Origin of the sequence: Citrobacter sp. Cm038, assembly GCF_030333105.1 — a bacterium.
GTDB classification, from domain to species: domain Bacteria; phylum Pseudomonadota; class Gammaproteobacteria; order Enterobacterales; family Enterobacteriaceae; genus Citrobacter; species Citrobacter murliniae.
Window position 1 is genome coordinate 197704 of sequence record NZ_JAOWGO010000016.1, and the last position, 24086, is coordinate 221789.

Genomic DNA, 24086 nt, shown 5'->3' on the forward strand with positions numbered 1-24086 from the left:
GATGTTGATGCGTGCAAATGCTTGAAGCCAGGGAACTGCTCTGTGAGCGGGATGACAGAATACTGTTTAGTGAGCTGTCATTTCGCGTAACTGCGGGTGAATGGGTGCAAATTACCGGGAGTAACGGCGCAGGGAAAACCACTTTGCTGCGCTTACTTACTGGTCTGGCTCGCCCTGATGCCGGAGAGGTTTGCTGGCAAGGGCAACCACTGCATCAAGTGCGGGACAGTTACCATCAGGAACTGCTTTGGATCGGACATCAGCCGGGAATTAAAACCCGGCTTTCGGCGTTGGAGAATCTGCGTTTCTTCCACCATGATGGCGATATTGCTCAGTGCCTGGCCGCTCTGGCACAGGCCGGGCTCGCCGGATATGAAGACATTCCAGTTAATCAACTCTCTGCCGGACAACAACGCCGTGTGGCATTGGCTCGTCTGTGGCTGACCCGCGCCCGGCTCTGGATCCTGGACGAACCGTTCACTGCGATTGATGTCAATGGCGTTGAACGCCTGACTCAGCGTATGGCACAACATACGGAGCAGGGCGGTATTGTTATTCTCACGACTCATCAGCCTCTGAATGTAGAGACCAATAAAGTGCGGCGTATTGCGCTGACCAGCGAGAGGGCTGCGCGATGATGTGGCGAATTTTCCGTTTAGAACTGCGGGTTGCGTTCCGTCATAGTGCGGAGATTGCCAATCCGTTATGGTTCTTCCTGATTGTGATTACGTTATTCCCGCTAAGCATTGGCCCGGAACCACAACTGCTGGCGCGAATTGCGCCGGGTATTATCTGGGTTGCAGCACTGCTGGCATCATTACTGGCGCTGGAGCGCCTGTTTCGCGATGACCTTCAGGACGGCAGCCTCGAACAGCTGATGTTACTGCCATTGCCGCTACCGGCGGTGGTGCTGGCGAAGGTAATGGCACACTGGGTCGTGACCGGCCTGCCGTTGCTTATCCTCTCGCCGCTGGTGGCGTTGCTGTTGGGAATGGATATGTACGGTTGGCAGATTATGGCACTGACGCTATTGCTCGGTACGCCGACGCTGGGTTTTCTCGGGGCGCCAGGCGTTGGATTAACGGTTGGTCTGAAGCGTGGCGGTGTGTTGTTAAGCGTGTTGGTACTGCCGCTAACCATCCCGCTGCTGATTTTTGCGACCGCTGCGATGGATGCGGCCTCTATGCACTTACCCGTTGAAGGGTACATGGCGATTCTGGGCGCACTGTTGGTGGGGAGCGCGACGTTAAGTCCTTTTGCGACGGCGGCTGCGTTACGCATCAGTGTGCAGTAGCACGGTTTTTATTTTAGCGTGCCTGATCAGGCGATTTTCCGCCATCAGGGACAACGGCAGTTTCATTTGTTTTGCTTGAGTCTGGTGACTGAACTATGTGGAAAATACTTCATCAACTGGCGATGCCCCCACGGCTCTATCAGATCTGTGGCTGGTTTATCCCGTGGCTGGCGATTGCCAGTGTAGTGATACTGGCAACGGGTTGGATCTGGGGATTTGGTTTTGCACCTTCGGATTATCAGCAGGGGCAGAGCTATCGCATTATTTATCTGCACGTCCCGGCGGCAATCTGGTCGATGGGGATTTATGCCTCGATGGCGGTTGCGGCGTTTATCGGCCTGGTCTGGCAGATGAAAATGGCCAATCTGGCTTTAGCCGCGATGGCCCCTGTTGGCGCAGTGTTTACCTTTATCGCACTGGTGACCGGGTCGGCATGGGGTAAACCAATGTGGGGAACCTGGTGGGTATGGGATGCCCGACTCACTTCTGAACTGGTGTTGCTGTTTCTCTACGTAGGCGCTATCGCACTGTGGCACGCATTTGATGACCGCCGTGTGGCGGGGCGTGCTGCCGGTATTCTGGTGCTGATTGGCGTTGTTAACTTACCGATTATTCATTACTCGGTAGAGTGGTGGAATACGTTGCATCAGGGATCGACCCGTATGCAGCAAAGTATTGATCCCGCGATGCGCACGCCGTTGCGTCTGGCAATCGTCGGCTATCTGTTGCTGTTTATCACGCTGACGCTGATGCGCATGCGTAATCTGATTTTGTTGATGGAAAAACGCCGCCCGTGGGTGAGCGAACTGATCTTAAAAAGAGGCCGCCAATGACCCCTGCATTTGCATCATGGAGTGATTTTTTCGCGATGGGCGGTTACGCCTTGTATGTCTGGTTGGCTGTGGCTATGAGCGTTGTCCCTATGATTGTACTGGTGCTGCACTCTGCGTTACAGCATCGGACGATATTACGCGGTGTAGCACAGCAACGGGCAAGAGAAGCCCGTATGCGCGCGGCACAAACGCAACGGGAGGCGGCGTGAATATTCGACGTAAAAATCGACTCTGGATTGCCTGTGCGGTGCTTGCGGGTCTGGCATTAACCATCACGCTGGTGCTCTACGCGCTGCGTTCCAATATCGACCTGTTCTATACGCCGGGCGAAATACTCTACGGTAAGCGTGAAACCCAGAAGATGCCTGAAGTCGGTCAACGTCTGCGTGTGGGGGGCATGGTTATGCCTGGCAGCGTTAAACGCGACCCGCAATCCCTGAAGGTGAATTTCAGCATCTATGACGCCGAGGGCGTAGTCGATGTGACGTATGAAGGTATCCTGCCGGATCTGTTCCGTGAAGGGCAGGGGGTCGTTGTGCAGGGTGAACTGGAAGAGGGGAATCATGTGCAGGCAAAAGAGGTCCTCGCCAAACATGATGAGAATTACACCCCGCCGGAAGTCGAAAAAGCGATGCAGGAAAATCACCGTCGCCCGGAAAGTGTTTATAAGGATAAAACGTCATGATGCCTGAAATTGGCAATGGGCTTCTGTGTCTTGCACTTGGCGTTGCATTGCTGCTCTCGGTCTATCCTCTGTGGGGCGTAGCGCGCGGTGATGTACGGATGATGGCCTCTGCACGGCCATTTGCCTGGGTGTTGTTTATCTGCGTGATGGGTGCGTTTCTGGTGTTGGTAAACGCATTCGTGGTCAATGACTTTACCGTGACCTATGTGGCCAGTAACTCTAATACTCAGCTCCCGGTTTGGTATCGGGTAGCGGCAACGTGGGGCGCGCATGAAGGCTCACTGTTGCTGTGGGTGCTGCTGATGAGCGGCTGGACGTTTGCCGTGGCGCTGTTCAGTCAGCGGATGCCGCTGGATATCGTCGCTCGTGTACTGGCTGTGATGGGCATGGTCAGTGTTGGCTTCCTGTTGTTTATCTTGTTTACCTCTAACCCGTTTTCTCGCACCTTGCCTGATTTCCCTGTCGAAGGGCGCGACCTGAACCCGCTGTTGCAGGATCCGGGGCTTATTTTCCATCCACCGTTGTTGTATATGGGCTATGTCGGTTTCTCAGTCGCTTTTGCATTCGCGATTGCCGCGTTGATGAGCGGGCGTCTGGACAGCACGTTTGCCCGTTTTTCGCGCCCCTGGACGCTGGCGGCGTGGGTGTTTTTGACGTTGGGGATTGTGCTCGGCTCCGCCTGGGCGTACTACGAGCTTGGCTGGGGCGGCTGGTGGTTCTGGGATCCGGTCGAGAATGCTTCGTTTATGCCGTGGCTGGTAGGCACAGCGCTGATGCACTCCCTGTCGGTTACCGAACAACGTGCCAGTTTCAAAGCCTGGACGCTGCTGCTCTCGATCTGCGCTTTCTCGCTATGTCTGTTGGGCACTTTCCTCGTGCGTTCAGGCGTACTGGTGTCGGTACATGCATTCGCCTCCGATCCGTCGCGCGGGATGTTCATTCTTGCCTTTATGGTCATGGTGATCGGTGGATCTCTGCTGCTCTTTGCCGTGCGTGGTCATAAAGTTCGCTCCAGGGTGAATAACGCCCTCTGGTCACGTGAATCGCTGCTATTGGGGAACAACGTTCTGTTGATTGCCGCCATGCTGGTGGTGCTGCTGGGCACATTGTTGCCGCTGGTGCATAAACAGCTGGGGCTGGGCAGTATTTCGATTGGTGAACCGTTCTTCAATACCATGTTCACGTGGCTGATGGCACCGTTCGCACTGCTGTTGGGGATTGGACCGTTGGTTCGCTGGGGTCGTGACAGACCGCGTAAACTAAAAACATTGCTGATTATCGCGTTTGTCACCACATTTGTACTGTCACTGCTGCTGCCGTGGCTGCTTGAAGACCGCATTGCCGCGATGACGGTAGTAGGTTTGGCAATGGCATGCTGGATATTCGTGCTGGCGATGTCTGAAGCATTCCTGCGTATTTCACGCGGAACGAAGTTGACGCCAAGTTACTGGGGTATGGTGTCAGGCCATGTGGGGCTGGCGATTACTATCGTGGGGATTGCCTTTAGTCAGAACTACAGCGTTGAGCGTGATGTGCGTATGAAGGCTGGCGATAGCGTGAGCATTCATAATTATCAGTTTACATTCCGTGAAGTTAAAGATATCACCGGGCCTAACTACCGTGGTGGTGTGGCGATTATTGGTGTAACACGTGACGGTAAACCGGAAGCGACGCTGCATGCGGAGAAACGTTTTTATAACAGCACCAGTTCCATGATGACCGAAGCGGCAATTGACGGTGGTTTTACGCGTGACCTGTATGCTGCGTTAGGCGAAGAGCTGGACAATGGCGCATGGGCCGTGCGTCTGTATTACAAACCGTTTATTCGCTGGATTTGGGCCGGAGGGTTGCTGATGGCGCTGGGCGGATTGTTCTGCCTGTTTGATCCACGCTATCGCCAGCGCGTGCGTCCACGCACAGCTGAGCAAAAAAACGCGCCGGAGGCTGTATGAAGCGCAACGCACTCTTAATCCCTTTTATTATTTTTCTCGTTATTGCGGCAGCGCTGCTGTGGCAACTGGCGCGTAACGCCCAGGGAGATGATCCCACCAATCTTGAATCGGCATTGATCGGTAAACCGGTACCGACGTTCCGCCTTGAGTCGCTGGAGAATCCGGGGCAGCATTATCAGGCCGATGTACTGACGCAGGGTAAACCGGTGTTGCTCAACGTATGGGCGACATGGTGTCCGACCTGCCGTGCTGAACACCAGTATCTGAATCAGCTGTCTGCAGAGGGCGTGCGGGTGGTCGGTCTGAACTATAAAGACGATCGTCAGAAAGCGATTGTCTGGCTGAAAGAACTGGGTAATCCATATGCGCTTAGCCTGTTTGATGGCGATGGCATGCTTGGATTGGATCTGGGCGTATATGGCGCGCCGGAAACTTTCCTGATCGACGGTAAGGGAATTATTCGCTACCGCCACGCTGGCGATTTGAATGCCAGAGTGTGGGCAAGCGAGATCAAACCGTTGTGGGATAAGTACAGTAAGGAGGCTGCGCAATGAGATTTTTACTGGGCGTATTGATGCTGGTGATCTCTGGTTCGGCGCTTGCCACCATCGACGTAATGCAGTTCAAAGACGAAGCGCAGGAGCAACAGTTCCGCCAGCTTACCGAGCAATTGCGCTGCCCTAAGTGTCAGAACAACAGCATTGCCGACTCTAACTCGATGATTGCTACCGACCTGCGTCAGAAAGTCTATGAGCTGATGCAGGAAGGGAAAAGCCAGAAAGAGATCGTCGATTATATGGTGGCGCGCTACGGCAACTTCGTCACTTACGATCCGCCGCTGACGCCGCTGACGGTTCTGTTATGGGTGATGCCCGTCGTGGCGATCGGCTTGGGAGGCTGGATTATTTTTGCCCGCTCACGCCGTCGTATACGATTGAAACAGGAAGAATTTCCAGACGATATCACTCCGGATGGAAAACGTGGTGGATGGTGGCTGTATGTGCCAGGCGTTGTAGTCGCATTGGTGGTTGGCGCGGTGAGCTATTATCAAACGGGTAATTACAAGCAGGTTAAAATCTGGCAACAAGCTACAGCACAAGCTCCGGCGTTGCTGGAACGGGCACTGGATCCGAAGGCTGAACCTCTGAATGAAGAGGATATGACACGCCTTGCGCTGGGACTGCGTACGCGACTGCAGGCCGATCCTGGAAACGTTGAAGGCTGGATTATGCTCGGACGCATTGGAATGGTATTAGGTAATGCCAGCACGGCGACAGAAGCCTATGCCAACGCCTACCGACTGGATCCTAAAAATAGCGATGCGGCGCTGGGTTATGCGGAAGCGTTGACCCGTTCCTCCGATCCAAATGATAACCGTCGGGGAGGGGAGTTATTGAGTCAGTTGGTCAGGGGCGATCATGCTAACGTGCGTGTACTGAGCATGTATGCTTTTAACGCCTTTGAGCAGCAGCGCTTCGGCGAGGCGGTTGCGGCCTGGGAGATGATGCTGAAGTTATTACCCGCCAACGACACTCGCCGGGCGGTGATTGAACGCAGCATTAAACAGGCGATGGAGCAGTTGTCGCCGCAGGAGAAATAAGAGCGGAAGATGCCGGATAGCGACCCTAAGAGTCTTATCCGGCCTGCACATAAGCCCGATAGCATAGCGCTACCGGGCATTCTGCGTATTACTGTATTCCACGCGTTTGCAGAAACAGGATGGTGGCGGCAACACGAGAGCGCACGTTGAGCTTGCGCAGCAGGTTGCGAATATGCACCTTCACCGTTTGTTCCGAAATATTCAGTACGGACGCAATCTGCTTGTTTGACAAGCCCTGAGCCAGTTCATGTAAAACATCCAGCTCGCGTTCGGTAAGTATACTGAACGGATCTTCTTCCGCACCAAACAGTTCACGCTCTCGCAGGTATTCGCTGACGCGTGCGCTGAAGGCTTTACCGCCTTTAGCACCACTGCGAATGGCTTCAAGCAGAACTTCTGGGTCGCTGTCTTTCAACAAATAGCCATCAGCGCCGGCATCAATCAATGCGTATACATCGCTTGCGGAATCTGACACGGTAAGAATGATGATTTGCGCAGTGATGCCATCCCGGCGCAGCGCATTCAGGGTATCAAGTCCGCTCATTCCCTTCATATTGAGATCCAGCAGGATCACATCAAGGTCAAGACGGTTTGCCAGATCGATTGCACTTGCACCATCACCCGCTTCGGCGACGACTTCAAATGCGCTATCCAACTGTAGCAACTGACTAATTCCTCGTCGCATCAGTGGGTGGTCATCGACAATAAGCACCTGAAAAGGCATTGCTTCAGGCATACTATTCTCCTGAGTATTTATTAGTATCATTATTGTTTTCAGCACGTAAATCGTCCAGATTCATCGAGCTGATGAGAGAATAAATTTTACCCTAATTTGTGCATGGGTAAGTAGCAAAACCGTCAAAGTTTAAAACGGGCAGGGGTGGGAGAGAGATGAGGTCTACTGCCAGGGCGCTGCTATAAAGACCAACTGCATGGCAAAATGAACATACCACTGGCCAGTGGCTATGTAAGCAGCTCCCTTGCTGGACACCCCTCATCGAGCTAGGAGGGTTCCGACGTACGAGTTAACAGCATATCAATCAACTTTTCATCGAACAGAACAGGGACATAGACAGTGTGAGTATATTCTAAAGCATCAGGAGGATGTGTGTATTCAAAAAGCTCAATATCATGGCCGTCGCGTCGGGTGATGCAGTGTTGGGCCATGTATTGCTTGTAGACGTAGAGTATTCTGTCTGATGTCGAACCCACTTTTTTAGTAAATGTAAAACGCAGATAATCCCCGGAGATAACCGGTAAAGCGGGTAGTTCTTTCTCCTTGCTAAACTCCGCAGTGACACCAATGTGGTAGTCGAAACTAATTTTATCACATTTCAAATTTACGGGTTTGCACAATGTATAAACCTTGTCGGGAATAGTGAGGAGCAAACTGGAGAATGTTTTTTCAAGTTCTGCTCTCTGCATGGTATGGGCTTTACCGATGTGATAAAAATCACATTCATACTTTCCAGAGACGCCATAGAGTTCAAGGTGCGGAATGTAAATATAACTCACGTCCAAATCCATGAGTGCGCCGTTTACTTTATGACCCCAGGCCGGAATTTTTCCAAATATAACTTCACTGTTGCTTCTGAATTCAACAGGCGTTGTACCAAAGCACTCTTTGAAGTATCGAGTGAAAGCTTGTTGGCTTGAGTAAAAGCAAAGCTCTGATATTTTTTTCACGGAGAGACCGGAGAATTTTAGGGCGAGTGAACACCGGTACATCTTGATCCCCATAATATAGTTTTTGATAGAACACCCCATCCTGGATCTAAATATCCTGTGGAGTTGAGCACTGCTGTAGCCTGAGCGAGATATAATGGAGGGGATGCTGATATTCTCATCCTGGCCTTCATCGATAAGCCTGAGCAGTTGCGTTATAAATTCATCGCTCAAAGGTCCTCACTTACATCTGGTTATAGCGAATCAAGTATAAGATCCTGTTTTAGAATATTACATTCAGATAATCAATAGCATAATCACAGAGTGATATTATTTGGTGGTAATAATCCAAAAAAAGAGTAATAAAGATAACTCGTTACAATTAATTAACGCAGATGGCGTTGCTGAGCGTAAAATTACTGGAAAACGCTGTGCAAATAATAACGTCTGGTATTATACTCGCCGTGAGTTTACTGGCACCATGATAACGCTGATGAATGATTATTGATTGCTTTATACAAATAAATAATTTAATTAAATTTTATTTGTTATGTTTTTGTTGTTTTTGTTTATTTATTCTCATGATTGTTTATTTGAATTGCGCTCTAAAGTTCGTTGAGCTGATAATCTTACGGTAACGCGCTGGTGCTATAAAAAATGTCATGAGTAGATACTCTATATATGTCGATGTTTCTCAAGACACCTGCCGTTGCGCTTATATATTCAATATTAAGTCATTTTATTTTAGGAACGGAATAAATGAAATTAACAAAAATTGCAGCGGTGGTTATTCTGGCTGGCACTCTGTCTTCATTCGCACAGGCGGCCACGCCAGCACCAACTGATTCGGGCCATGGTTCTGTCACCTTTACGGGGTCAATTATTTCTGCAGCGTGTTCTATTGCGAATGATAAGCAGGATGTTTATCTGGGGGAAATCTCCAATGCGGCGTTGGAGGCGGATGATAACTCGGGAAGATCAACACCGGTGAATTTCACCATTAATCTGCAAAATTGCGATACCGGTCCCGGTAATAGTACTGTATCTACAACGTTTACTGGCGCAACTGATGCAAACGATCCCGATGGCGCACGCCTGGGTATCACAGGTACGGCTTCCGGTGCGGGTATTGTATTAACTGATGGTGCGGGCAAACCTATTGCCTTAGGTACTGCGACAGATCCTCAGGGCATTCAGGATGGTAACAATAGCCTGTTGTTCTCTGCGTACCTGCAGGGTGATGGTGCCTCTGCCACCATAGTCCCTGGGGAATTCACTGCGATTGCAGACTTCACCCTGGCTTATAATTAATCATTCCCTGGTATAGTGCCTGTTACTGTACGCCCGCCTGTGCGGGCGTATGGTGGTCAATTTGCTGAAGTGAGTTCATGATTGGAATAATACGTTATACCTGTATTTTTATTTTTCTCTTAGCATATTGCTCTATCGTTACTGCGGGCAGCGTCCGGTATAACAGAATGCATTTTCATGGGGTTATTAAAGCACGGGCATGTAATATTTTCATGGCAGGAGGGGAACAGCAGATTGATATGGGGGAGTTAATTGAAAAACAGCTGGAATATAATAAAAAAACTCTTTCAGAGCGATTCTCTATTCATCTCGATCATTGCGTATTTGATGTTAACTCAAAAAATGATACGCCATGGCAGTATTTCCGCGTTACGGTAGATAGCGTTGATGCAGACAATTTTGCTGAACCGGATGCCAACGCGGGAAACATTATCTTGCAATTATTAAATAAAGGTATGCGAGCAAGTAATAAGGGTGAAAAGGTTGGTAATTACACAAAAGTAAGCAATACAGATATGCGTCTTGACTATGCCTTATCGTTTAAAGAGAGAAATGTCTTTGGCCCTGCGGATAACCTGCCATTGATACCTTCTTCATTTATCGTTGAATATAAGGTGAGTTACTTTTAGTTTTTTATAAATCATTCGCAAGAATAACTGACAACGATGGAACTGGAATGTATAGCTCTATAATGTTGCCGTTAACCAGGCGCATATTTTTTGGTGTGTGCTTGTCTTTTGTTTTTTTACAGTGCGGTGTATACGCGGCTGATTATGTTGATTTCAATACTGATATTCTGGACGTTAATGATAAAAAAAACATCGACTTCAGTCGTTTTGAAAGCAGCGGGTATATTATGCCGGGAGATTACAGCTTTAAGTTAAAAATCAATCAGAATGAAATAGATGAACAGCCTATATCTGTTTATACCAAAGATGATGATAAAAAAGAGACAGAAGCTTGTTTCAGTAGTGAACTGGTGAAACAATTCGGACTAAAAGAAGAGTTCTTACAAAAAATTAACATGTGGCACCAGGGGCAATGTGCTGATATTACTTCGCTGGAAGGCGTAATTGTCATCCCTGATATGGGGGCTGGGGTGTTGAATATCAGTATTCCCCAGGTCTATCTGGAGTATGTTTCCAACGACTGGGTACCAATCAGTATGTGGGATGAAGGAATTCCTGGGTTGCTAACAGATTACAACCTCAACTTTCAGAGCAATACACAGGAGAGTGAAGGTAGCACCGATCGTACGTTGTCGGGTAACGGAACGAGTGGATTAAATATTGGGGCATGGCGAGCACGCGCAGACTGGCAGACGAATTACGCTAGCGGTTCAAGCGGAAATAGCGGAAGAAAAAAATGGGCATGGGATCGCAGCTATGTCTATCGTGCTATGCCTAAATTAGGCGCTAAGCTGACATTAGGTGAGGACTATATGAATTCTGATCTGTTTGACAGTTTTCGCTTTGTTGGCGCCAGTATGATATCTGATGACAATATGCTGCCACCCAATTTACGTGGCTATGCGCCAGAAGTCTCTGGTGTGGCAAAAACGAACGCCAAGGTGACTATTTCACAACAGGGGCGAATTATTTATGAAACGCAGGTCGCTGCCGGCCCTTTTTCAATACAAGATTTAAACAGCGCTGTATCAGGAACGCTGGATGTGCGCGTTCAGGAACAGGATGGATCGGTGCAGCAATATAAAGTCAGTACCGCATCAATACCCTATTTGACACGCCCTGGAAGTATCCGTTTCAAGGTTTTTTCAGGTCGACCGACCAATGAAAGTCACCAGGCAGCAGGTGAAACTTTCAGTTCTGGTGAAATGTCATGGGGGATTAATAACGGATGGTCGCTTTATGGAGGATCCACAGTTAGTGATAGCTATCGTTCACTGGCTGTTGGCGTCGGGCGAGATCTTATGATGTTGGGGGCGCTCTCATTTGATGTTACACGTGCAGATGCCAGGCTAAATAACTATCAAAGCGAAGATAAAATAGGGCGTTCCTATCGCCTGAGTTATTCGAAACGATTTGACGACACAGGGAGCGAGATCACCTTTGCGGGATATCGTTTTGCAGAAAAAGATTTCATGAGTTTTAGCGATTTTCTTAATTATGTATCAACAACGGATGCATTTCAGGAAGATAAAGAAATGTATACGGTGACGTTTAGCCAGCAGTTTGTTGATTCAGGAACGAGTCTGTATGTGAACTATTCACACCAGACTTACTGGAATAGCCCGGAAGAAGATCGCTATAATCTCTCGTTGTCGCGTTTTTTTGATATGGATAAGTGGAAGAATATTAATATTTCATTGACGGCATATCGGAATAAATTTGAAGGCAATAATGACGATGGCGCTTATATATCGGCGTCAATACCGTGGGGCGACACCGCAACCGTAAGTTATAACTCAACGTTTAGTGATTCGAGTAACTCGCATCGCATTGGCTATTATGACCGTCTGGAAAATGGCGATAATTACCAGATTGCTACCGGGAGTGGTAACGAAGGGATGAATGTGAGTGGCTATTATGATCATTCTGGAGATTTATCAGATGTCACTGCAAACCTGGATTATGAGCAAAATCAGTATCGTTCGGCTGGCTTAACGTTGCGGGGAGGCATTACTGCCACAGCCAAAGGCGCTGCGTTGCACAGAGTGAATTCACTTGGTGCTACCCGTGTACTGGTCGATACCGTCGATGCTGCAAATGTCCCCGTCCATGGTTATGGCGATACGGTATTAACGAACCATTTTGGGAAAGCGGTTATTACAGATGTTACACAATATATCAAAAATAATTTAAGTATCGATATCGACAATATGCCGGATGATGCGGAAGCGACGTATTCTGTTGCATCGGCAACATTGACTGAAGGGGCAATTGGGTATCGCAAATTTAACGTGATATCGGGTATGAAAGCATTGGCTGTTATACGCCTTGTCGATGGTAGTTTTCCACCCTTTGGTGCCAGTGTACACAATGACGGGAATCAGGAAGTTGGTATTGTTGGCGGAGATGGTCAGGTTTATCTGAGTGGTTTAAACCCAGGAGCCAGCCTGCAGGTAGTATGGAGTGAGGACGACAGTTGTAAAGTAGTGATTCCGGAAAAACTGGGGCAATTGGATCTTACCGATACATTGCTTCTACCGTGTATCCATTAGAGATAAATAAATTTCGTTAATTTAAATTGGGTTGAGAAGATGAAGAGATCAAGATGTAGAATGTATTTTGCCGTTACGTTAACGGGTATCGCCTGTTCAATGCTGTCATCATATGTCAATGCGGCTATTTCACTGGATCGAACCCGGGCGATTATTAATGGTGATGATAAATCCATCAGCCTGAGTATTAGCAATGAAAATAAAAACCAACCTTACCTGGCTCAGGCATGGATTGAAGATCGGCAAGGGAAAAAGATTTCTTCTCCTTTAATTGTGTTACCTCCTGTTCAGCGTGTGGAACCTGGTGCGAAAAGTCAGGTAAAAATTCAAGCCTCTCCTGCATTGGCACAATTACCCCAGGATCGGGAGTCGCTGTTCTATTTTAATCTGCGTGAAATACCGCCGCGCAGTAAAACACCGAATACATTGCAAATTGCGTTGCAAACCAGAATTAAGCTTTTTTACCGACCAAAAGCGATCGCCATGGATAAAACCCAGGCAGCGGATGGTGATTGGGTAGAGAGCACAACTCTGCAGCGTCAGGGGGACAAATTTATTTTGAATAACCCCAGTCCTTATTTTTTGACAGTGGTTATTGCTCAACCTGGTGTAAAAGGGAAAACGGTTAAATTTAAACCAACAATGATTGATCCACATGGACAGGCAACGCTGGAAGCATCGGCCAGTGAGTTGGGAAACCATCCGGTATTGACCTATATTAATGATTACGGTGGACGTCCGCAAATTCAGTATACCTGCAGTGGAAATACATGCCCGGCAAAATTATTGAAATAAATGCCACAGAAGGGAGTTATGGAGAAAATTCGACTCGTTGTAATTTTTATTGTCTTTTTAATAATGAACTCGGCGTATGCGGATCGATATACCACAATGATAACGGTTTCGGTTAAAGTTGTAGAACCGGCATGTGTGGTGAATGAAAACAAACCGATCAACGTGGATTTTAGCGATCATGTTGCTGTGACAGATGTCGCGGCAGGTTTGGCCGTAAAAGACATTGAGTACACGCTGCAGTGTTATGATGCAAATCCGTCGTCGGTGCCTGTTAATATGTATATTAATGGTTACGCGCAAGGATTTGATAAGGGTAGCGTGCAGACATCACTAAATTATCTCGCAATAAAGATAAAGGCGGATGGTGTGGATTTTCCATTAAATACAGATTTGACTATTAATTCCGGTGGTCCTTATCCTAAGTTGACGGCTACCTTAATTAAGGCACCGAATCATGAGTTGCAGACGGGTGAATTCACCGCTGAGGCAACAATGGTAGTCTATTATCCATAATACGATTCACCATGTTGGTAAGTAAAAGCAGGTACCAGTTTCTGATATTTAACTGAGGATCAGAATCCTTTATTTGTGTCACCAATAAATGTAGGCGATAAGTGAAAATAAATATTTGGCTGTTCGGTATAGCGCTTTGTGCAAGGGGCGGTGTGGTGAATGCTGATAATAATGTACACTTTACTGGTGCATTAATATCAGAACCTTGTGAAATTAATGGCAACCAGCAGATTAATGTTGATTTCGGTGATAATGTTATTACAACAGATGTCTCTGCTGGTCTGGTAACGAAAGATATTACTTACACCTTGGACTGCAGTAATGCTGGCTCCACGAGCAATTTAAGCATGGAAATATCAGGGACAATTGTTGATTTCGATCAGTATGGCGGAAGCCTCGAAACATCAATTCCAGAGCTGGCGATTAAGCTAAAACATGATGGTGCAGATTTTCCGCTTAACAAGAGTCTGCCTTTTACTGCAGGTAGCCAGCCTGTTCTGTCAGCATTGTTGATTCAGGAACCTGGTTCACACCTGCCTACAGGCCAATTCAGCGCATCAGCAACAATGACGGTAGACTACCCATGAAATTTTCTCTGTTACTCTTATTATTCTTTGTTCTCCAGCCCTGGGGAATGGCTCAGGCCGCTGGCCCTAATATGTTTTTCAGCGGGACCCTGGTGATGCCCCCTTGTACCATCAGTAAGGGCGCAAAGGTAGAAGTTGATTTTGGTGAGGATCTGGGGGTCAATAAAATTGACGGCGTGAATTATACCAAGACTGTTGATTATACGGTGGACTGTGACGAGGATTATGTGGCTAACCAGTTGGCGATCGTTATCGAGACGACGAGTCCAACCATTTTTGATCCGTCGGCAGTTGCAACTGACAAAAACGGGCTTGGCATCAAGGTGATGATCGGCACGCAACCAGTTACTTTTGCCCAACCAATTGCTGTCGACGATCCCACATCCCCGCCGGTTATCAGTGTCGCTCCGGTTAAAGATCCCGCTATTACGCTGGAGGAGGGCGCCTTCGAAGCTTTCATGACTCTACGCACGGATTACATATAGGTAAGCCATGAAGCTCAATATTCTTCTGTTCAGTGTGCTTTTACTGTTGAAATACAATCCGCTCTATGCTGATGGCAATGTCCATCTTTCAGGGGCGCTGGTTTCGGAACCATGTACGCTGCCTGACGGTAGTGACAATATTCCGCTTAATTTCGGGACCGTGGTGGATAAAGATCTCTACGCGCACGAGCGTACTGATAGCAGTGCGTTTACGATTCATTTGGCAGATTGCGATCCTTCTGTATTGTCGACGGTCAGCGTTACGTTTCAGGGAACAGAAGAAACAGAGTTACCGGGTTTGCTGGCGATAGATCCTGCCAGTACGGCAAAGGGTATTGCGATTGGTATTGAAGGCGATGATGGGACATTACTGCCTTTGAGTACGGCGAGTCCCTACGCTAACCTGATACCGGGAAATAACGATTTAAATTTTCAGGCGTTTGTCCAGGCTACGCCGACAGCGATGGCTAATAAAGCCCTTGTTGTCGGTGAATTTTCGGCGACAGCCACCTTTGTTCTGGGTTACCAATAAATATTATCGTCGAGGTTTAAATGCGCTATTTACTATCCAGCCTGTTGTTAATTATCTCTTCAGCGACGGCAAGCCAATACCCGGTGATAAGTTCTATCACTACTGATACACAGGACGCTGAGCATCTGGTTTACCATATTACTCAGCATTTAATTAATTACCCGGACCCTGCGATTGATGCGATACCGCCTGCGGGCTATATGTATGCAACTTTGGCAATGAAGCATCCAAAATATGTCTATGATAGTAACCCTCAGACATTAGTGATGCCGGGTTATGTAAGAACATCGAGTAGCAAAAGTTACAGCGAATCAGCGCTGGAAGCATACAATAGTCAACAAGGTATCACTACGTTTATTTCACCGTCGGTATCCGAACCGTTAAAACCGGGCCAGGATTGTATAGGCTATTTCTTTACTCCGTCTTTAGACCCGAATATGAGCTCGGCTTCGATTAAAGCGCCTGCAGGGTGTGTAGGAGTACCCCCTGCACAAGAGTGGTGCAAGATAGTAACGCCAGAACTGGTATTCGATCACGGGGTAGCTACGTTGGAAGATGCTAAATATGACGACATAGCTGATAAAACGGCAAATCTTCGAGTGAGTTGTACTGCCGATATGCAGGTGACATTTAACCTGATGAATACGGATACAGGTGGCTTTGAATCTGAGTCGATTAATTTAACTCCATCTGGCAGAGCATTTATTTCTGTTGATAATAAGGCGCTTAATAGTACTCGTAATATTCCTATTTCTCTAAAAGCTGGAAATAATGACCTGCCAGTGAGTAGTAGGTTATCTGATATTAACGCCACTGGCGTTTATTATGGAAGCAGTGTGTTGATAATGGAGCCATATTAACTCTATTTGTTTCTGAAGTGTTAATAATTATCTTTTTATATCATGGCCTGATGATTATATAGATTCTGTTTGCGGGTGCGGATATCCTGTAGCATATAGGGCTATCGCATCTTTATTATTTATTAATATTGTTTTTTATTACTGTGAGCCAGTATGAACTCTCGCACGATTGTAAAATTTTCCCTACTGATGCTATTTATTCTTTTTGTCGGAATTTTATCATGGCCATGGAAAACGCTCTCTGGATACGGAATGGATATCACGCTCAATATTCTGGTCTGGATCTGGGTAGCTCTGTGGGGAGCGGCTCTTTCAATTCTGCTATGGCGTAAGAATATTAAGGGGAGTCTGCCTTTGGTACTTCTGCTCGCGGGCGCGATCCTGATGAGTGTACCACTGGCATGGACACCAATGAGTTCATGGGGAGAATCACTTACCCGTTTGGGGGGGATCTGGGCAATGGCCCTGCTAATGGGGCTACTTTTACAGTTTCCCCTGCGGGGACGCGAACGGCAGTGTATTTATATGATTATTATTGCAGCAGGGATTATTCAAACAGGGATTTCCTGTTGGCAAATTCTGGTACCGGAAAATGCTGCTGCCTGGACGGAGTATTCCTTTGCCGGCCAAAATGGCCGTCCTGCAGGCACGTTTCTGCAAATCAATCTGTTAGGTTCTTTTTTAGCAACCGCTTTCCTGTGTGCACTGTGGCTAATGTCTTCAGGACTGACGCCAGGTTTGCGCAAAGCATCCATGCTGTGTTCTGTGCTGTTGTGTGCCGGTGTCATTATTACGCAGTCCCGTTCAGCGCTGCTCAGTGCCATAGCAGGTGGTGTTTTGATGTGCATTTTTAATCGCAAGAAGCCTTTTATCCTTGCGGTTTTGGTGGTGATTTTGCTGGGGTCATTCGTGGGTGAGGCAACTCTCAATCAACGCGTCAAGCTGTTACCGCAAACACTAGATACCGCTATGGGGAATTTAACGGGGACAAACTACGACGAGCGTCCTCGTGATATCGACTTGAGAACAGCCTGGAATCGCCAGCATTCTGATGCTGAACGTTTCACTTTACTCAAAGGCGGGATGGCGCTGATTTATTCGCATATTTTTAAGGGGAGCGGACTTTCTTCTTTTGAAACTGCTTTCCCCAAGGCTTTGGCCAGTGAGGGAATAACCAATCCTTTCACTGTGACGGTTCGTTACCCACATAACGAATTAATTTATGTCTGGTGCGAAGGCGGAATACTGGCATTAACAGGGATCTTACTTTGGTTGTCTCTTGTGATTGCGCCGTTTCGGGCAATTAAAGCACGTAATGTCTGCTCGCGTGGGGCATTACTATTACCTCTGTTGCTACATATTATGACGGAGTATCCCTTGTATTTATCTGCTGTACATTGCGTGTTATTGGTTATATTGCTGTGGCTGGCACTTCCAGTGACGATCAAAAACAGTGAGAAACGCTGGCAACCTTCATTTCCATTACGCCTGGGAATACAGGCAGCAAGTTATGTTCTCTGTCTGTCAGGCACCCTATTTATGGTGACCGCACTGCAGTCTGCTAAACAACTGCGTCAGGCAGAGGATTTTTGGTTAAGCGATCCTTCATTATTGGCCGTTTCTGGTAATGATTATGCACAGGCAGACCATTTGTTGTTTGATCGGGCAGCTAGCGACCTGGCGCTTTTCAATATTAATTCTGATGTCTCGTTACTTATACAGTTTCAGTCTCAGGCCGGAGAGTGGCTGAAGTGGCATAACGATTCAAACATGATGGACTCAATGAGAAAAATTGCCTTGTATTTTAATAATTCACCACAAGCGCAATACTGGAATTATCGTGGTTGTTTGAGTTTTCCACAGGATACTCGCTTTTCATGTACAACAGCTGTAATGCAAGGGAAACCACAATAATGAATGAGTCCAAAGCGCTACAACCCGTATCAGCGGTGCAAATTACTCATCTGGATGAAATGGTTGGCGGCTGGTTTATTGGTGCATTTACACCTGCTGCTTATTCGACGAATGATGTTGAAGTTGCTGTAAAACATTTTCCTGCTGGAGTGGTTGAAAAGGCGCATGTCCACCGGATTGCTACAGAAATAACATTGCTGCTACAGGGACGAGCACGGATGGCTGACAGGGAACTGAAGGCAGGCGATATTATCACTCTGGCACCTGGAACCGCCAGTGCATTCGAGGCTCTGGAAGCGTGTATTACCGTGGTAATAAAACATCCCGGTGCGCTTAATGACAAATATTTTAAGAGTTAATGTGATGCTGAATATTGTGATTCCAATGGCTGGTCGTGGTAGCCGGTTTGCGCAGGTGGGTTTTACCGATCCAAAACCCTTCATCTCCATTGCCGGTGTGCCGATGATTGAACTGGTTATTAATAATTTACGCCCGAGCTGCCCGCACCGGTTTATTTTCATTTGTCAGCAAGCACATCTGGAACGCTATGATTTTGCTGCGCGTCTGGAAAGTCTGGCTCCAGACTCTCTGGTTATCAGCGTCGCTGATATTACTGATGGCGCACTTTGCTCTGTTTTGAGTGCCGCAGCGTTAATTGATAACAGTTCCCCTTTGATGATTGCCAATTCCGATCAGTGGGTAAATATCAATATTGACGACTATTTAGCAGAAATCGAACGCCGCGACCTCGATGGCTTTATTATGACAATGTCGGCAACTGATTCTCGTTGGTCGTATGTTAATTATGATGAAGAAGGGTGGGTATCTCAGGTCGTCGAAAAAGAAGTTGTTTCCAGTGAGGCGACTGTTGGTATCTATAATTTTCGCTCTGGTCGTGATTTCTGCCGTCTGGCGCGATCGATGGTTGCACGCAATGAACGCAGCCAGGGGGAATTTTATGTCGCCCCTGTGTATACCCATATGTATCGTGAAGGGTTATTTCGTATCGGTACTTATAATATTGGCTGCAATGGGAAAGGGATGCATGGTCTGGGTACACCTGAAGATCTTGCGCAATTTATGAAGAGTAAGGCCCTGAAAAATGCCCTGGAGAAATGTGAGGCAACGGTATGAGACTTATTGCCTGCGTACACCGGAGAGGATTACGTTGGCCTGTATGCCGGGTATTGCAGGATCCTGAACGCTTTTTTTCCCGACTTCCTGAGAATACAACCGTCATTACATTTGCGCGGGTTAAGAGTGCTCCAGTACATAAACTGACAGCAGTAGAGCGCTTTTTAGACATTACTACCGCTAATGTTGTTTGTTCACACTGGGATTTTTCCCCATTGGCGGCTCAGTTACTATGGGATACTGCACATCTTATTCCTGTGGGTGGTTGTCTCTATTTACTTGAATCGGAAGGCGTAGGGGAATTACTCTCCAGGTCCTATTATAAAAATAGATTCGTTGAGATCACATCAGCAATCCCGGGTATTCGTTGTTTCCAAAAAAAGAGTCTATTACCAGCCGAAAATGATCGTGGTCTGGATGCCTGGAGTTTCTGTATTCCGGTTGGTGGCACCGATGCAGACATGTTAAATGCTTGTGTGGAACGGATTCTCTCTTTGGGGGTGGAGCAACAAGAGATCATTCTTTGTGGTCAGGTACCTGAAGACTTTAGCTATTTTAGTAAAGTGAAAATTATTGGTGAAGCATTACCCGAATATCCAATACATATTACCAAAAAGAAAAATATGCTGGTAAAAGCGGCTACTTTACCTAATTTATGTATTCTTCACGATCGTGTTCTGTTGCCCGTTAACTTCAAAGACGCAATCAAGCGTTTTGGTGATAATTATCCCTTCGTTGGTTTTCAGTCATTCTGGTTTGCTGATCAGTGGCAGGCTACACCGCGTCGTTATTCCGACTTTGGTACGATATCGTCAGTACCTGAGGCTTTAATAAAAGCTGAGCGTTTACGTCGCACAGAAATTAAAGAATTTAACCCGATGAAAATGGCGGCGCAACATCCCGTTCGCTCTCATTTTGGTCATGATTATCTGACCGGCAGCCTCTATTTGTGTAAGCGAAGCGTTTGGCATTGCCTGCCACAGAATGAGAACCTGTTCTGGGGGGAGTTTGAAGACGTAGAGCAGGGAATTCAAGCGGCAGTAGCTGGTATACCTTCTCGTGTAAATCCTTATTCACTGACAGAATCGCAGCGCTATCGCAGCATAATGCATGGATATGGCGTGCTATCTGGAGTGGTGAAAAATGGTTGTATCAGACAAGAACGATCTCCAATGGAATGGTGGGGGTTTACACGCAAACCTGCACTGGATATTACTCATCAGGAAGGGATAAAGCGTCTCGCGGCTTTTGCTCAACGCTATACGGGAAGCGATATTCTGGTTCGTCAGATAGAACATCGTCCCTTAACTGGAGTGCGTCGCTTTTGTCTGATAGCAAAATTATTGTGGCAAACGCAAGGTAATACCAAACATCTGGTAGAAGATTGGTTCAAGGAGGTTTTATGTGAATCTTATGATCCGGTCTCGAGAGAATCATTTCAGTTTGTACTGAATAGTGCAGCAAGTGTCGCGGATAAAAAGCTTTTTTTCCTTAAGCATATTAGCCTGACGCGCCAGTTATTTAATAATTTTTTCTCTTCACCTTTCATTATGCCCGATAAAACTCAAGAAAAAACAGGGATCAATAAATTTATAGGAACATTCATTGCCGCAGTCTGGTTGAAGTTCTTTAGTCGACATACGGCTTTCCCTATATCGTTACTGCAGCTCTGGCGTATCTTACGCAATCGCAGAGGTGTTGTATGACACAAATTAATGTACTGAATGCACCGCTTACCACCGTACATTCATGGGCAGAAGGAAATAGCGAAGCGCTGTCATCATTATCTGGCATTAATGATACTTGTACTGTCTGGATTACACTGTGTGATGACCGGATAGTTGAAACCAGAGAAATGACGGAAGCCGGGCCTACATATCCGCTGGTTTTCATTATTTATCAGAATGGGATGCAGGAAGCACCAGAAAAGATTTGGCCAATGTGTCTCCATTATATCAATGCGGTCGCGCGCAATACACAGCAAGTGGATCTCATTCTCACAGGCGAAATGATCTCTCATCGGTATGCTGCGTGGGTAAACTGGTTGAATTTTGTTTCTGATACACCATTACCATTGCGTCGGCTGCTCCTCTTAAGTGTTTTGAAAATAATAGCCTATGGCAATGGGTTTTTTATTCAAAATAGAGCCGTACAATTTGTATCCCGCTTATTCAGGAAAATGTAATGAAACAACTAAGCCTCGTTATTCAGGGGCCTGTGCAAACTAAAGAACAAACTCTTGAGCAGTTTTTATGGCAGCTGCAACGAGTGCGGGATACATTTCCTTTAGCTGAAATTATTGTTTCATCCTGGGATATGGCTGATGCCGGGAACGAGTTTCTCGCCGACTTGTTATCACATATGGATATTACGTTGGTTCTCAGTGACGATCCTGGTCCCATTATCGGCTGGGAGTCAGCAGGTAAGCATTTGACAAATGTTAATCGCCAGCTAGTTTCTACTCGCGCGGGGTTGAATGCTGCAACCCGGGAACTGGTAATTAAGCTACGTACTGACTGTTATCTCACCGATCGATCTATTGTGAGGTTACTGGAACAGCATGTTGCTGCGGATGATGGCTTCATTCGTGATAATACGTTTAGTGTATTTTCTCAGCGCGTTATTACTGCCAGTTGGATCGCTCGTGATGCCAGAGGGAGCCTACCTTTTCTGTTTCATCCGGGTGATATTTTTCTTGCAGGACGCACGGAAGATATTAAAGTATTTTTTAATTCACCACTAGCCACTCAAGATCTCTTCATGCCCACTATATTTCCTGGGGGCCTGTGGTGCGCATGGCGTTATGTACCTGAGCAATGGCTGTGGGTTCATGCCATTAAAAAAGTTACGGGTAAATCTGTTTTTGATGGCAATTCCCAGCGCTCGGAACAATTAATATCTCTTTCGGAACAATATTTTCTGGCAAATTTTATCGCTTTTAATCCTGAACACCTTGGGTTGCGTTGGCCTAAGTTTCAGAGAAAATATAAATGGCGAGGTGCCTTCAGTGTTTATTCTTATTCACGATGGTTACGTTTATATAAACGCTATAATGGAGTGAAGGCATTTACTCCTCGAGCGCTTGTCAGTTATCTTATAACACGGGTATGGCGTTGGGGATATATTATACGTGCAAGGTTGCTTTGCTGCGAAGCAATACGTCGCGTAGTCTTATCTGTCTTTATTCATCGGAGCGAATAGATGAGTATCGTTAATGGCTTTATTTCTGATGTAAAAAGGAGAGCGACGATATATGAGGTCTGGCAGTCGAGGCACCTGATTGTACAACTAATAATACGTGATTTATCCGTTCGTTATAGCCAGACTCTGTTGGGATGGCTATGGGCTTTTTTAAATCCAGCCATGAATATGGCAATGTATTACGCTATTTTTGGGGTGATGGTACGGTTTTCACCACCAGAATATCAAGTATCTTATAGCTGGGTGCTGTTATGTGGGTTGATTTTATGGATGCTGTTTGCCTCCACGCTTAATGCCGTATCCGAATCTCTTATTAATAATATACAATTGGTTAAGAAAGTGTATTTCCCGCGGGTTGCACTGACATTTTCTTGCATAGGTGTTAACAGTATTGATTTTCTCATTACTATGTTCTGGTTAATTTGTTTGCTCCCTTTTTTAGGGACTGACTGGTCTGTCTATCAATTGCCATTATTGTTTATTTGTAGTGGGGTGATGGTGCTAACCGGGTGGGGAGTAGGGTGTTTGATGGCGATACTGAGAACTCGTTTTCGCGATTTTCGCCATATTATCCCCCTGTTAACTCAGTGTTTGTTTTACGCAACACCTGTTGTCTGGACGCCTGGTTTACTGCCTGAACGTTTTTACTTTCTGACAGTATTGAACCCATTGAGCGGTATTATTTCTCTTTTTCGTTATGTCTTACTTGGCGGGGCTTGTCCTTCCTTTATCTTGTTGATTATCAGTTTTTCGGGGTGCGGATTAATCATTCTGGCGGGTTATTTTTGTTTTAATCACTATGAAGCATTAATTGTGGACAGAGAATGATCAGATTCGAAAATGTCAGTAAATGTTATCTCCGACATCAGTTACAAGGAAACTCGCTGCGTACGGCACTGGCGTTCCAGCGCAATAACGAGCATGAGTATTGTAATGCGTTAACCCGCGTCAGCTTTAATCTGGTGCAGGGTGAGTCTTTAGGTGTCCTGGGACGAAATGGTTCAGGTAAATCAACCTTGTTAAAACTCCTGACGCGTGTGACTCGCCCTTCGTCAGGACGCATTTTTGTTCGCGGACGTCTGGCCTCTCTTTTGGAGGTTGGTGCTGGATTTCATCATGACCTGAGTGGCCAGGAGAACATTTTCTTGGCAGGGGCAATTTTAGGTATGCGTAAATCGGAAACGCAAAAAAAAATCAAAGAGATTGTCGAATTCGCAGACATTAATGATGCACTTTACCAACCAGTGAGAACATATTCTTCAGGGATGTTTTTACGTCTAGCATTTTCGGTTGGTATCCATTTGGACTGCGATATTCTGGTTATTGATGAAGCGCTGGCCGTAGGGGATATGCAGTTCCAAAAACGTTGTCTTGAGAAGGTAAAAAGCTTCCAGCAGGAAGGGGGAACCTTAGTGTTAGTCAGTCATGATGCTGAGCAATTACGTGCAGTATGTCAGCGGGGTCTGGTCCTTGAGAAGGGATATCTGCTACATGATGGCTCCTTATCTGACGCTTTGAAATATTACTCAACGTTATAAAGAGAT

The 24086-nt window shown here is 46.7% G+C and carries 27 protein-coding genes; 25 read left to right on the forward strand and 2 right to left on the reverse strand.

Translation table 11 applies throughout. The annotated features are described in order from the left end of the window. Positions 1 to 11: 11 nt before the first annotated feature. The 8 genes from ccmA to OGY01_RS03250 all read left to right on the forward strand — a co-directional run bounded on the left by ccmA (position 12) and on the right by OGY01_RS03250 (position 6364). Positions 12 to 638, forward strand: coding sequence for a cytochrome c biogenesis heme-transporting ATPase CcmA (gene ccmA / locus OGY01_RS03215; RefSeq protein WP_286492401.1), 627 nt, complete (start codon positions 12 to 14; stop codon positions 636 to 638). Further along, a complete protein-coding gene (gene ccmB / locus OGY01_RS03220; protein WP_045445367.1) occupies positions 635 to 1294 on the forward strand; it encodes a heme exporter protein CcmB in 660 nt (219 codons plus the stop codon). The genes ccmA and ccmB overlap by 4 nt, the downstream gene beginning before the upstream one ends. A gap of 95 nt (positions 1295 to 1389) precedes the next feature. Next, positions 1390 to 2127 carry a heme ABC transporter permease gene (locus OGY01_RS03225; RefSeq protein ID WP_045445364.1) on the forward strand — a complete coding sequence of 246 codons (738 nt, stop codon included), beginning with the start codon at positions 1390 to 1392 and terminating at the stop codon, positions 2125 to 2127. Then, positions 2124 to 2336, forward strand: a complete 213-nt coding sequence (gene ccmD / locus OGY01_RS03230) for a heme exporter protein CcmD (protein ID WP_045445361.1) — start codon at positions 2124 to 2126, stop codon at positions 2334 to 2336. The genes OGY01_RS03225 and ccmD overlap by 4 nt, the downstream gene beginning before the upstream one ends. After that, positions 2333 to 2812 carry a cytochrome c maturation protein CcmE gene (gene ccmE, locus OGY01_RS03235; RefSeq protein ID WP_045445358.1) on the forward strand — a complete coding sequence of 160 codons (480 nt, stop codon included), beginning with the start codon at positions 2333 to 2335 and terminating at the stop codon, positions 2810 to 2812. Before ccmD ends, ccmE begins: the two co-directional genes overlap by 4 nt. Then, positions 2809 to 4764: a heme lyase CcmF/NrfE family subunit gene (locus OGY01_RS03240; RefSeq protein WP_048221011.1), complete on the forward strand. Its 1956-nt coding sequence runs from the start codon at positions 2809 to 2811 to the stop codon at positions 4762 to 4764. Before ccmE ends, OGY01_RS03240 begins: the two co-directional genes overlap by 4 nt. Further along, entirely contained in the window at positions 4761 to 5318 is a 558-nt protein-coding gene (dsbE, locus tag OGY01_RS03245) for a thiol:disulfide interchange protein DsbE (RefSeq protein ID WP_045445352.1), read from the forward strand. Before OGY01_RS03240 ends, dsbE begins: the two co-directional genes overlap by 4 nt. Beyond that, positions 5315 to 6364 (forward strand): cytochrome c-type biogenesis protein CcmH, encoded by a 1050-nt coding sequence (locus tag OGY01_RS03250; protein WP_045445349.1) that lies wholly within the window; start codon positions 5315 to 5317, stop codon positions 6362 to 6364. Before dsbE ends, OGY01_RS03250 begins: the two co-directional genes overlap by 4 nt. Positions 6365 to 6452: 88 nt before the next feature. On the opposite strand, the gene narP is transcribed toward OGY01_RS03250, so the two are convergent. Continuing rightward, the gene (gene narP, locus OGY01_RS03255) at positions 6453 to 7100 is read right to left on the reverse strand and encodes a nitrate/nitrite response regulator protein NarP (protein ID WP_045445346.1); all 648 of its coding nucleotides are present in this window, start codon (positions 7098 to 7100) and stop codon (positions 6453 to 6455) included. Positions 7101 to 7366: 266 nt separating this feature from the next. After that, the gene (locus OGY01_RS03260; RefSeq protein WP_071828996.1) at positions 7367 to 8263 is read right to left on the reverse strand and encodes a helix-turn-helix domain-containing protein; all 897 of its coding nucleotides are present in this window, start codon (positions 8261 to 8263) and stop codon (positions 7367 to 7369) included. A 525-nt stretch (positions 8264 to 8788) separates the two neighbouring features. Between OGY01_RS03260 and OGY01_RS03265 the strand changes: the two genes are divergently transcribed. The 17 genes from OGY01_RS03265 (at position 8789) to OGY01_RS03345 (ending at position 24080) form a co-directional block, all read left to right on the forward strand. Further along, complete coding sequence (locus OGY01_RS03265; protein WP_225761196.1) at positions 8789 to 9340, forward strand: fimbrial protein; 552 nt, start codon at positions 8789 to 8791, stop codon at positions 9338 to 9340. 77 nt (positions 9341 to 9417) lie between these two features. Further along, on the forward strand, positions 9418 to 9969 hold the full coding sequence (locus OGY01_RS03270) for a fimbrial protein (protein WP_286492403.1): 552 nt from the start codon (positions 9418 to 9420) through the stop codon (positions 9967 to 9969). A gap of 47 nt (positions 9970 to 10016) precedes the next feature. Further along, positions 10017 to 12521, forward strand: a complete 2505-nt coding sequence (locus OGY01_RS03275) for an outer membrane usher protein (RefSeq protein ID WP_286492404.1) — start codon at positions 10017 to 10019, stop codon at positions 12519 to 12521. 60 nt (positions 12522 to 12581) lie between these two features. Continuing rightward, positions 12582 to 13316 (forward strand): fimbria/pilus periplasmic chaperone, encoded by a 735-nt coding sequence (locus tag OGY01_RS03280; RefSeq protein WP_200010149.1) that lies wholly within the window; start codon positions 12582 to 12584, stop codon positions 13314 to 13316. Between the two features lie 18 nt (positions 13317 to 13334). Then, the gene (locus tag OGY01_RS03285) at positions 13335 to 13829 is read left to right on the forward strand and encodes a fimbrial protein (RefSeq protein ID WP_200010147.1); all 495 of its coding nucleotides are present in this window, start codon (positions 13335 to 13337) and stop codon (positions 13827 to 13829) included. Between the two features lie 101 nt (positions 13830 to 13930). After that, positions 13931 to 14416 (forward strand): fimbrial protein, encoded by a 486-nt coding sequence (locus OGY01_RS03290; RefSeq protein WP_144243077.1) that lies wholly within the window; start codon positions 13931 to 13933, stop codon positions 14414 to 14416. Further along, entirely contained in the window at positions 14413 to 14901 is a 489-nt protein-coding gene (locus OGY01_RS03295) for a fimbrial protein (protein ID WP_225761192.1), read from the forward strand. The genes OGY01_RS03290 and OGY01_RS03295 overlap by 4 nt, the downstream gene beginning before the upstream one ends. A 7-nt stretch (positions 14902 to 14908) precedes the next feature. After that, on the forward strand, positions 14909 to 15433 hold the full coding sequence (locus tag OGY01_RS03300) for a fimbrial protein (RefSeq protein WP_200010145.1): 525 nt from the start codon (positions 14909 to 14911) through the stop codon (positions 15431 to 15433). A gap of 20 nt (positions 15434 to 15453) precedes the next feature. After that, the gene (locus OGY01_RS03305; protein WP_286492405.1) at positions 15454 to 16293 is read left to right on the forward strand and encodes an MrpH family fimbial adhesin; all 840 of its coding nucleotides are present in this window, start codon (positions 15454 to 15456) and stop codon (positions 16291 to 16293) included. Between the two features lie 252 nt (positions 16294 to 16545). Further along, on the forward strand, positions 16546 to 18207 hold the full coding sequence (locus OGY01_RS03310) for an O-antigen ligase family protein (RefSeq protein ID WP_286492406.1): 1662 nt from the start codon (positions 16546 to 16548) through the stop codon (positions 18205 to 18207). Next, a complete protein-coding gene (locus tag OGY01_RS03315) occupies positions 18207 to 18566 on the forward strand; it encodes a cupin domain-containing protein (protein ID WP_286492407.1) in 360 nt (119 codons plus the stop codon). Before OGY01_RS03310 ends, OGY01_RS03315 begins: the two co-directional genes overlap by 1 nt. Continuing rightward, positions 18544 to 19341 carry a glycosyltransferase family 2 protein gene (locus tag OGY01_RS03320; RefSeq protein WP_223307005.1) on the forward strand — a complete coding sequence of 266 codons (798 nt, stop codon included), beginning with the start codon at positions 18544 to 18546 and terminating at the stop codon, positions 19339 to 19341. The genes OGY01_RS03315 and OGY01_RS03320 overlap by 23 nt, the downstream gene beginning before the upstream one ends. Beyond that, positions 19338 to 21047 (forward strand): hypothetical protein, encoded by a 1710-nt coding sequence (locus OGY01_RS03325; RefSeq protein WP_286492408.1) that lies wholly within the window; start codon positions 19338 to 19340, stop codon positions 21045 to 21047. Before OGY01_RS03320 ends, OGY01_RS03325 begins: the two co-directional genes overlap by 4 nt. Continuing rightward, positions 21044 to 21526 carry a hypothetical protein gene (locus OGY01_RS03330; protein ID WP_045445312.1) on the forward strand — a complete coding sequence of 161 codons (483 nt, stop codon included), beginning with the start codon at positions 21044 to 21046 and terminating at the stop codon, positions 21524 to 21526. The genes OGY01_RS03325 and OGY01_RS03330 overlap by 4 nt, the downstream gene beginning before the upstream one ends. Then, complete coding sequence (locus OGY01_RS03335; RefSeq protein ID WP_286492410.1) at positions 21526 to 22542, forward strand: WavE lipopolysaccharide synthesis family protein; 1017 nt, start codon at positions 21526 to 21528, stop codon at positions 22540 to 22542. The genes OGY01_RS03330 and OGY01_RS03335 overlap by 1 nt, the downstream gene beginning before the upstream one ends. Beyond that, on the forward strand, positions 22543 to 23370 hold the full coding sequence (locus OGY01_RS03340; RefSeq protein ID WP_286492412.1) for an ABC transporter permease: 828 nt from the start codon (positions 22543 to 22545) through the stop codon (positions 23368 to 23370). Then, positions 23367 to 24080, forward strand: a complete 714-nt coding sequence (locus tag OGY01_RS03345) for an ABC transporter ATP-binding protein (protein WP_286492413.1) — start codon at positions 23367 to 23369, stop codon at positions 24078 to 24080. Before OGY01_RS03340 ends, OGY01_RS03345 begins: the two co-directional genes overlap by 4 nt. Positions 24081 to 24086 lie beyond the last annotated feature (6 nt).

Excerpts from the sequence above, each read along its gene's own strand:
- ccmB (WP_045445367.1), top strand. The coding sequence starts at position 635 with ATGATGTGGCGAATTTTCCGTTTAGAACTGCGGGTTGCGTTCCGTCAT.
- OGY01_RS03225 (WP_045445364.1), top strand. The coding sequence starts at position 1,390 with ATGTGGAAAATACTTCATCAACTGGCGATGCCCCCACGGCTCTATCAG.
- ccmD (WP_045445361.1), top strand. The coding sequence starts at position 2,124 with ATGACCCCTGCATTTGCATCATGGAGTGATTTTTTCGCGATGGGCGGT.
- OGY01_RS03240 (WP_048221011.1), top strand. The coding sequence starts at position 2,809 with ATGATGCCTGAAATTGGCAATGGGCTTCTGTGTCTTGCACTTGGCGTT.
- dsbE (WP_045445352.1), top strand. The coding sequence starts at position 4,761 with ATGAAGCGCAACGCACTCTTAATCCCTTTTATTATTTTTCTCGTTATT.
- OGY01_RS03250 (WP_045445349.1), top strand. The coding sequence starts at position 5,315 with ATGAGATTTTTACTGGGCGTATTGATGCTGGTGATCTCTGGTTCGGCG.
- narP (WP_045445346.1), bottom strand. The coding sequence starts at position 7,100 with ATGCCTGAAGCAATGCCTTTTCAGGTGCTTATTGTCGATGACCACCCA.
- OGY01_RS03265 (WP_225761196.1), top strand. The coding sequence starts at position 8,789 with ATGAAATTAACAAAAATTGCAGCGGTGGTTATTCTGGCTGGCACTCTG.
- OGY01_RS03270 (WP_286492403.1), top strand. The coding sequence starts at position 9,418 with ATGATTGGAATAATACGTTATACCTGTATTTTTATTTTTCTCTTAGCA.
- OGY01_RS03275 (WP_286492404.1), top strand. The coding sequence starts at position 10,017 with ATGTATAGCTCTATAATGTTGCCGTTAACCAGGCGCATATTTTTTGGT.
- OGY01_RS03280 (WP_200010149.1), top strand. The coding sequence starts at position 12,582 with ATGTATTTTGCCGTTACGTTAACGGGTATCGCCTGTTCAATGCTGTCA.
- OGY01_RS03285 (WP_200010147.1), top strand. The coding sequence starts at position 13,335 with ATGGAGAAAATTCGACTCGTTGTAATTTTTATTGTCTTTTTAATAATG.
- OGY01_RS03295 (WP_225761192.1), top strand. The coding sequence starts at position 14,413 with ATGAAATTTTCTCTGTTACTCTTATTATTCTTTGTTCTCCAGCCCTGG.
- OGY01_RS03300 (WP_200010145.1), top strand. The coding sequence starts at position 14,909 with ATGAAGCTCAATATTCTTCTGTTCAGTGTGCTTTTACTGTTGAAATAC.
- OGY01_RS03305 (WP_286492405.1), top strand. The coding sequence starts at position 15,454 with ATGCGCTATTTACTATCCAGCCTGTTGTTAATTATCTCTTCAGCGACG.
- OGY01_RS03310 (WP_286492406.1), top strand. The coding sequence starts at position 16,546 with ATGGATATCACGCTCAATATTCTGGTCTGGATCTGGGTAGCTCTGTGG.
- OGY01_RS03315 (WP_286492407.1), top strand. The coding sequence starts at position 18,207 with ATGAATGAGTCCAAAGCGCTACAACCCGTATCAGCGGTGCAAATTACT.
- OGY01_RS03320 (WP_223307005.1), top strand. The coding sequence starts at position 18,544 with ATGACAAATATTTTAAGAGTTAATGTGATGCTGAATATTGTGATTCCA.
- OGY01_RS03325 (WP_286492408.1), top strand. The coding sequence starts at position 19,338 with ATGAGACTTATTGCCTGCGTACACCGGAGAGGATTACGTTGGCCTGTA.
- OGY01_RS03330 (WP_045445312.1), top strand. The coding sequence starts at position 21,044 with ATGACACAAATTAATGTACTGAATGCACCGCTTACCACCGTACATTCA.
- OGY01_RS03335 (WP_286492410.1), top strand. The coding sequence starts at position 21,526 with ATGAAACAACTAAGCCTCGTTATTCAGGGGCCTGTGCAAACTAAAGAA.
- OGY01_RS03340 (WP_286492412.1), top strand. The coding sequence starts at position 22,543 with ATGAGTATCGTTAATGGCTTTATTTCTGATGTAAAAAGGAGAGCGACG.
- OGY01_RS03345 (WP_286492413.1), top strand. The coding sequence starts at position 23,367 with ATGATCAGATTCGAAAATGTCAGTAAATGTTATCTCCGACATCAGTTA.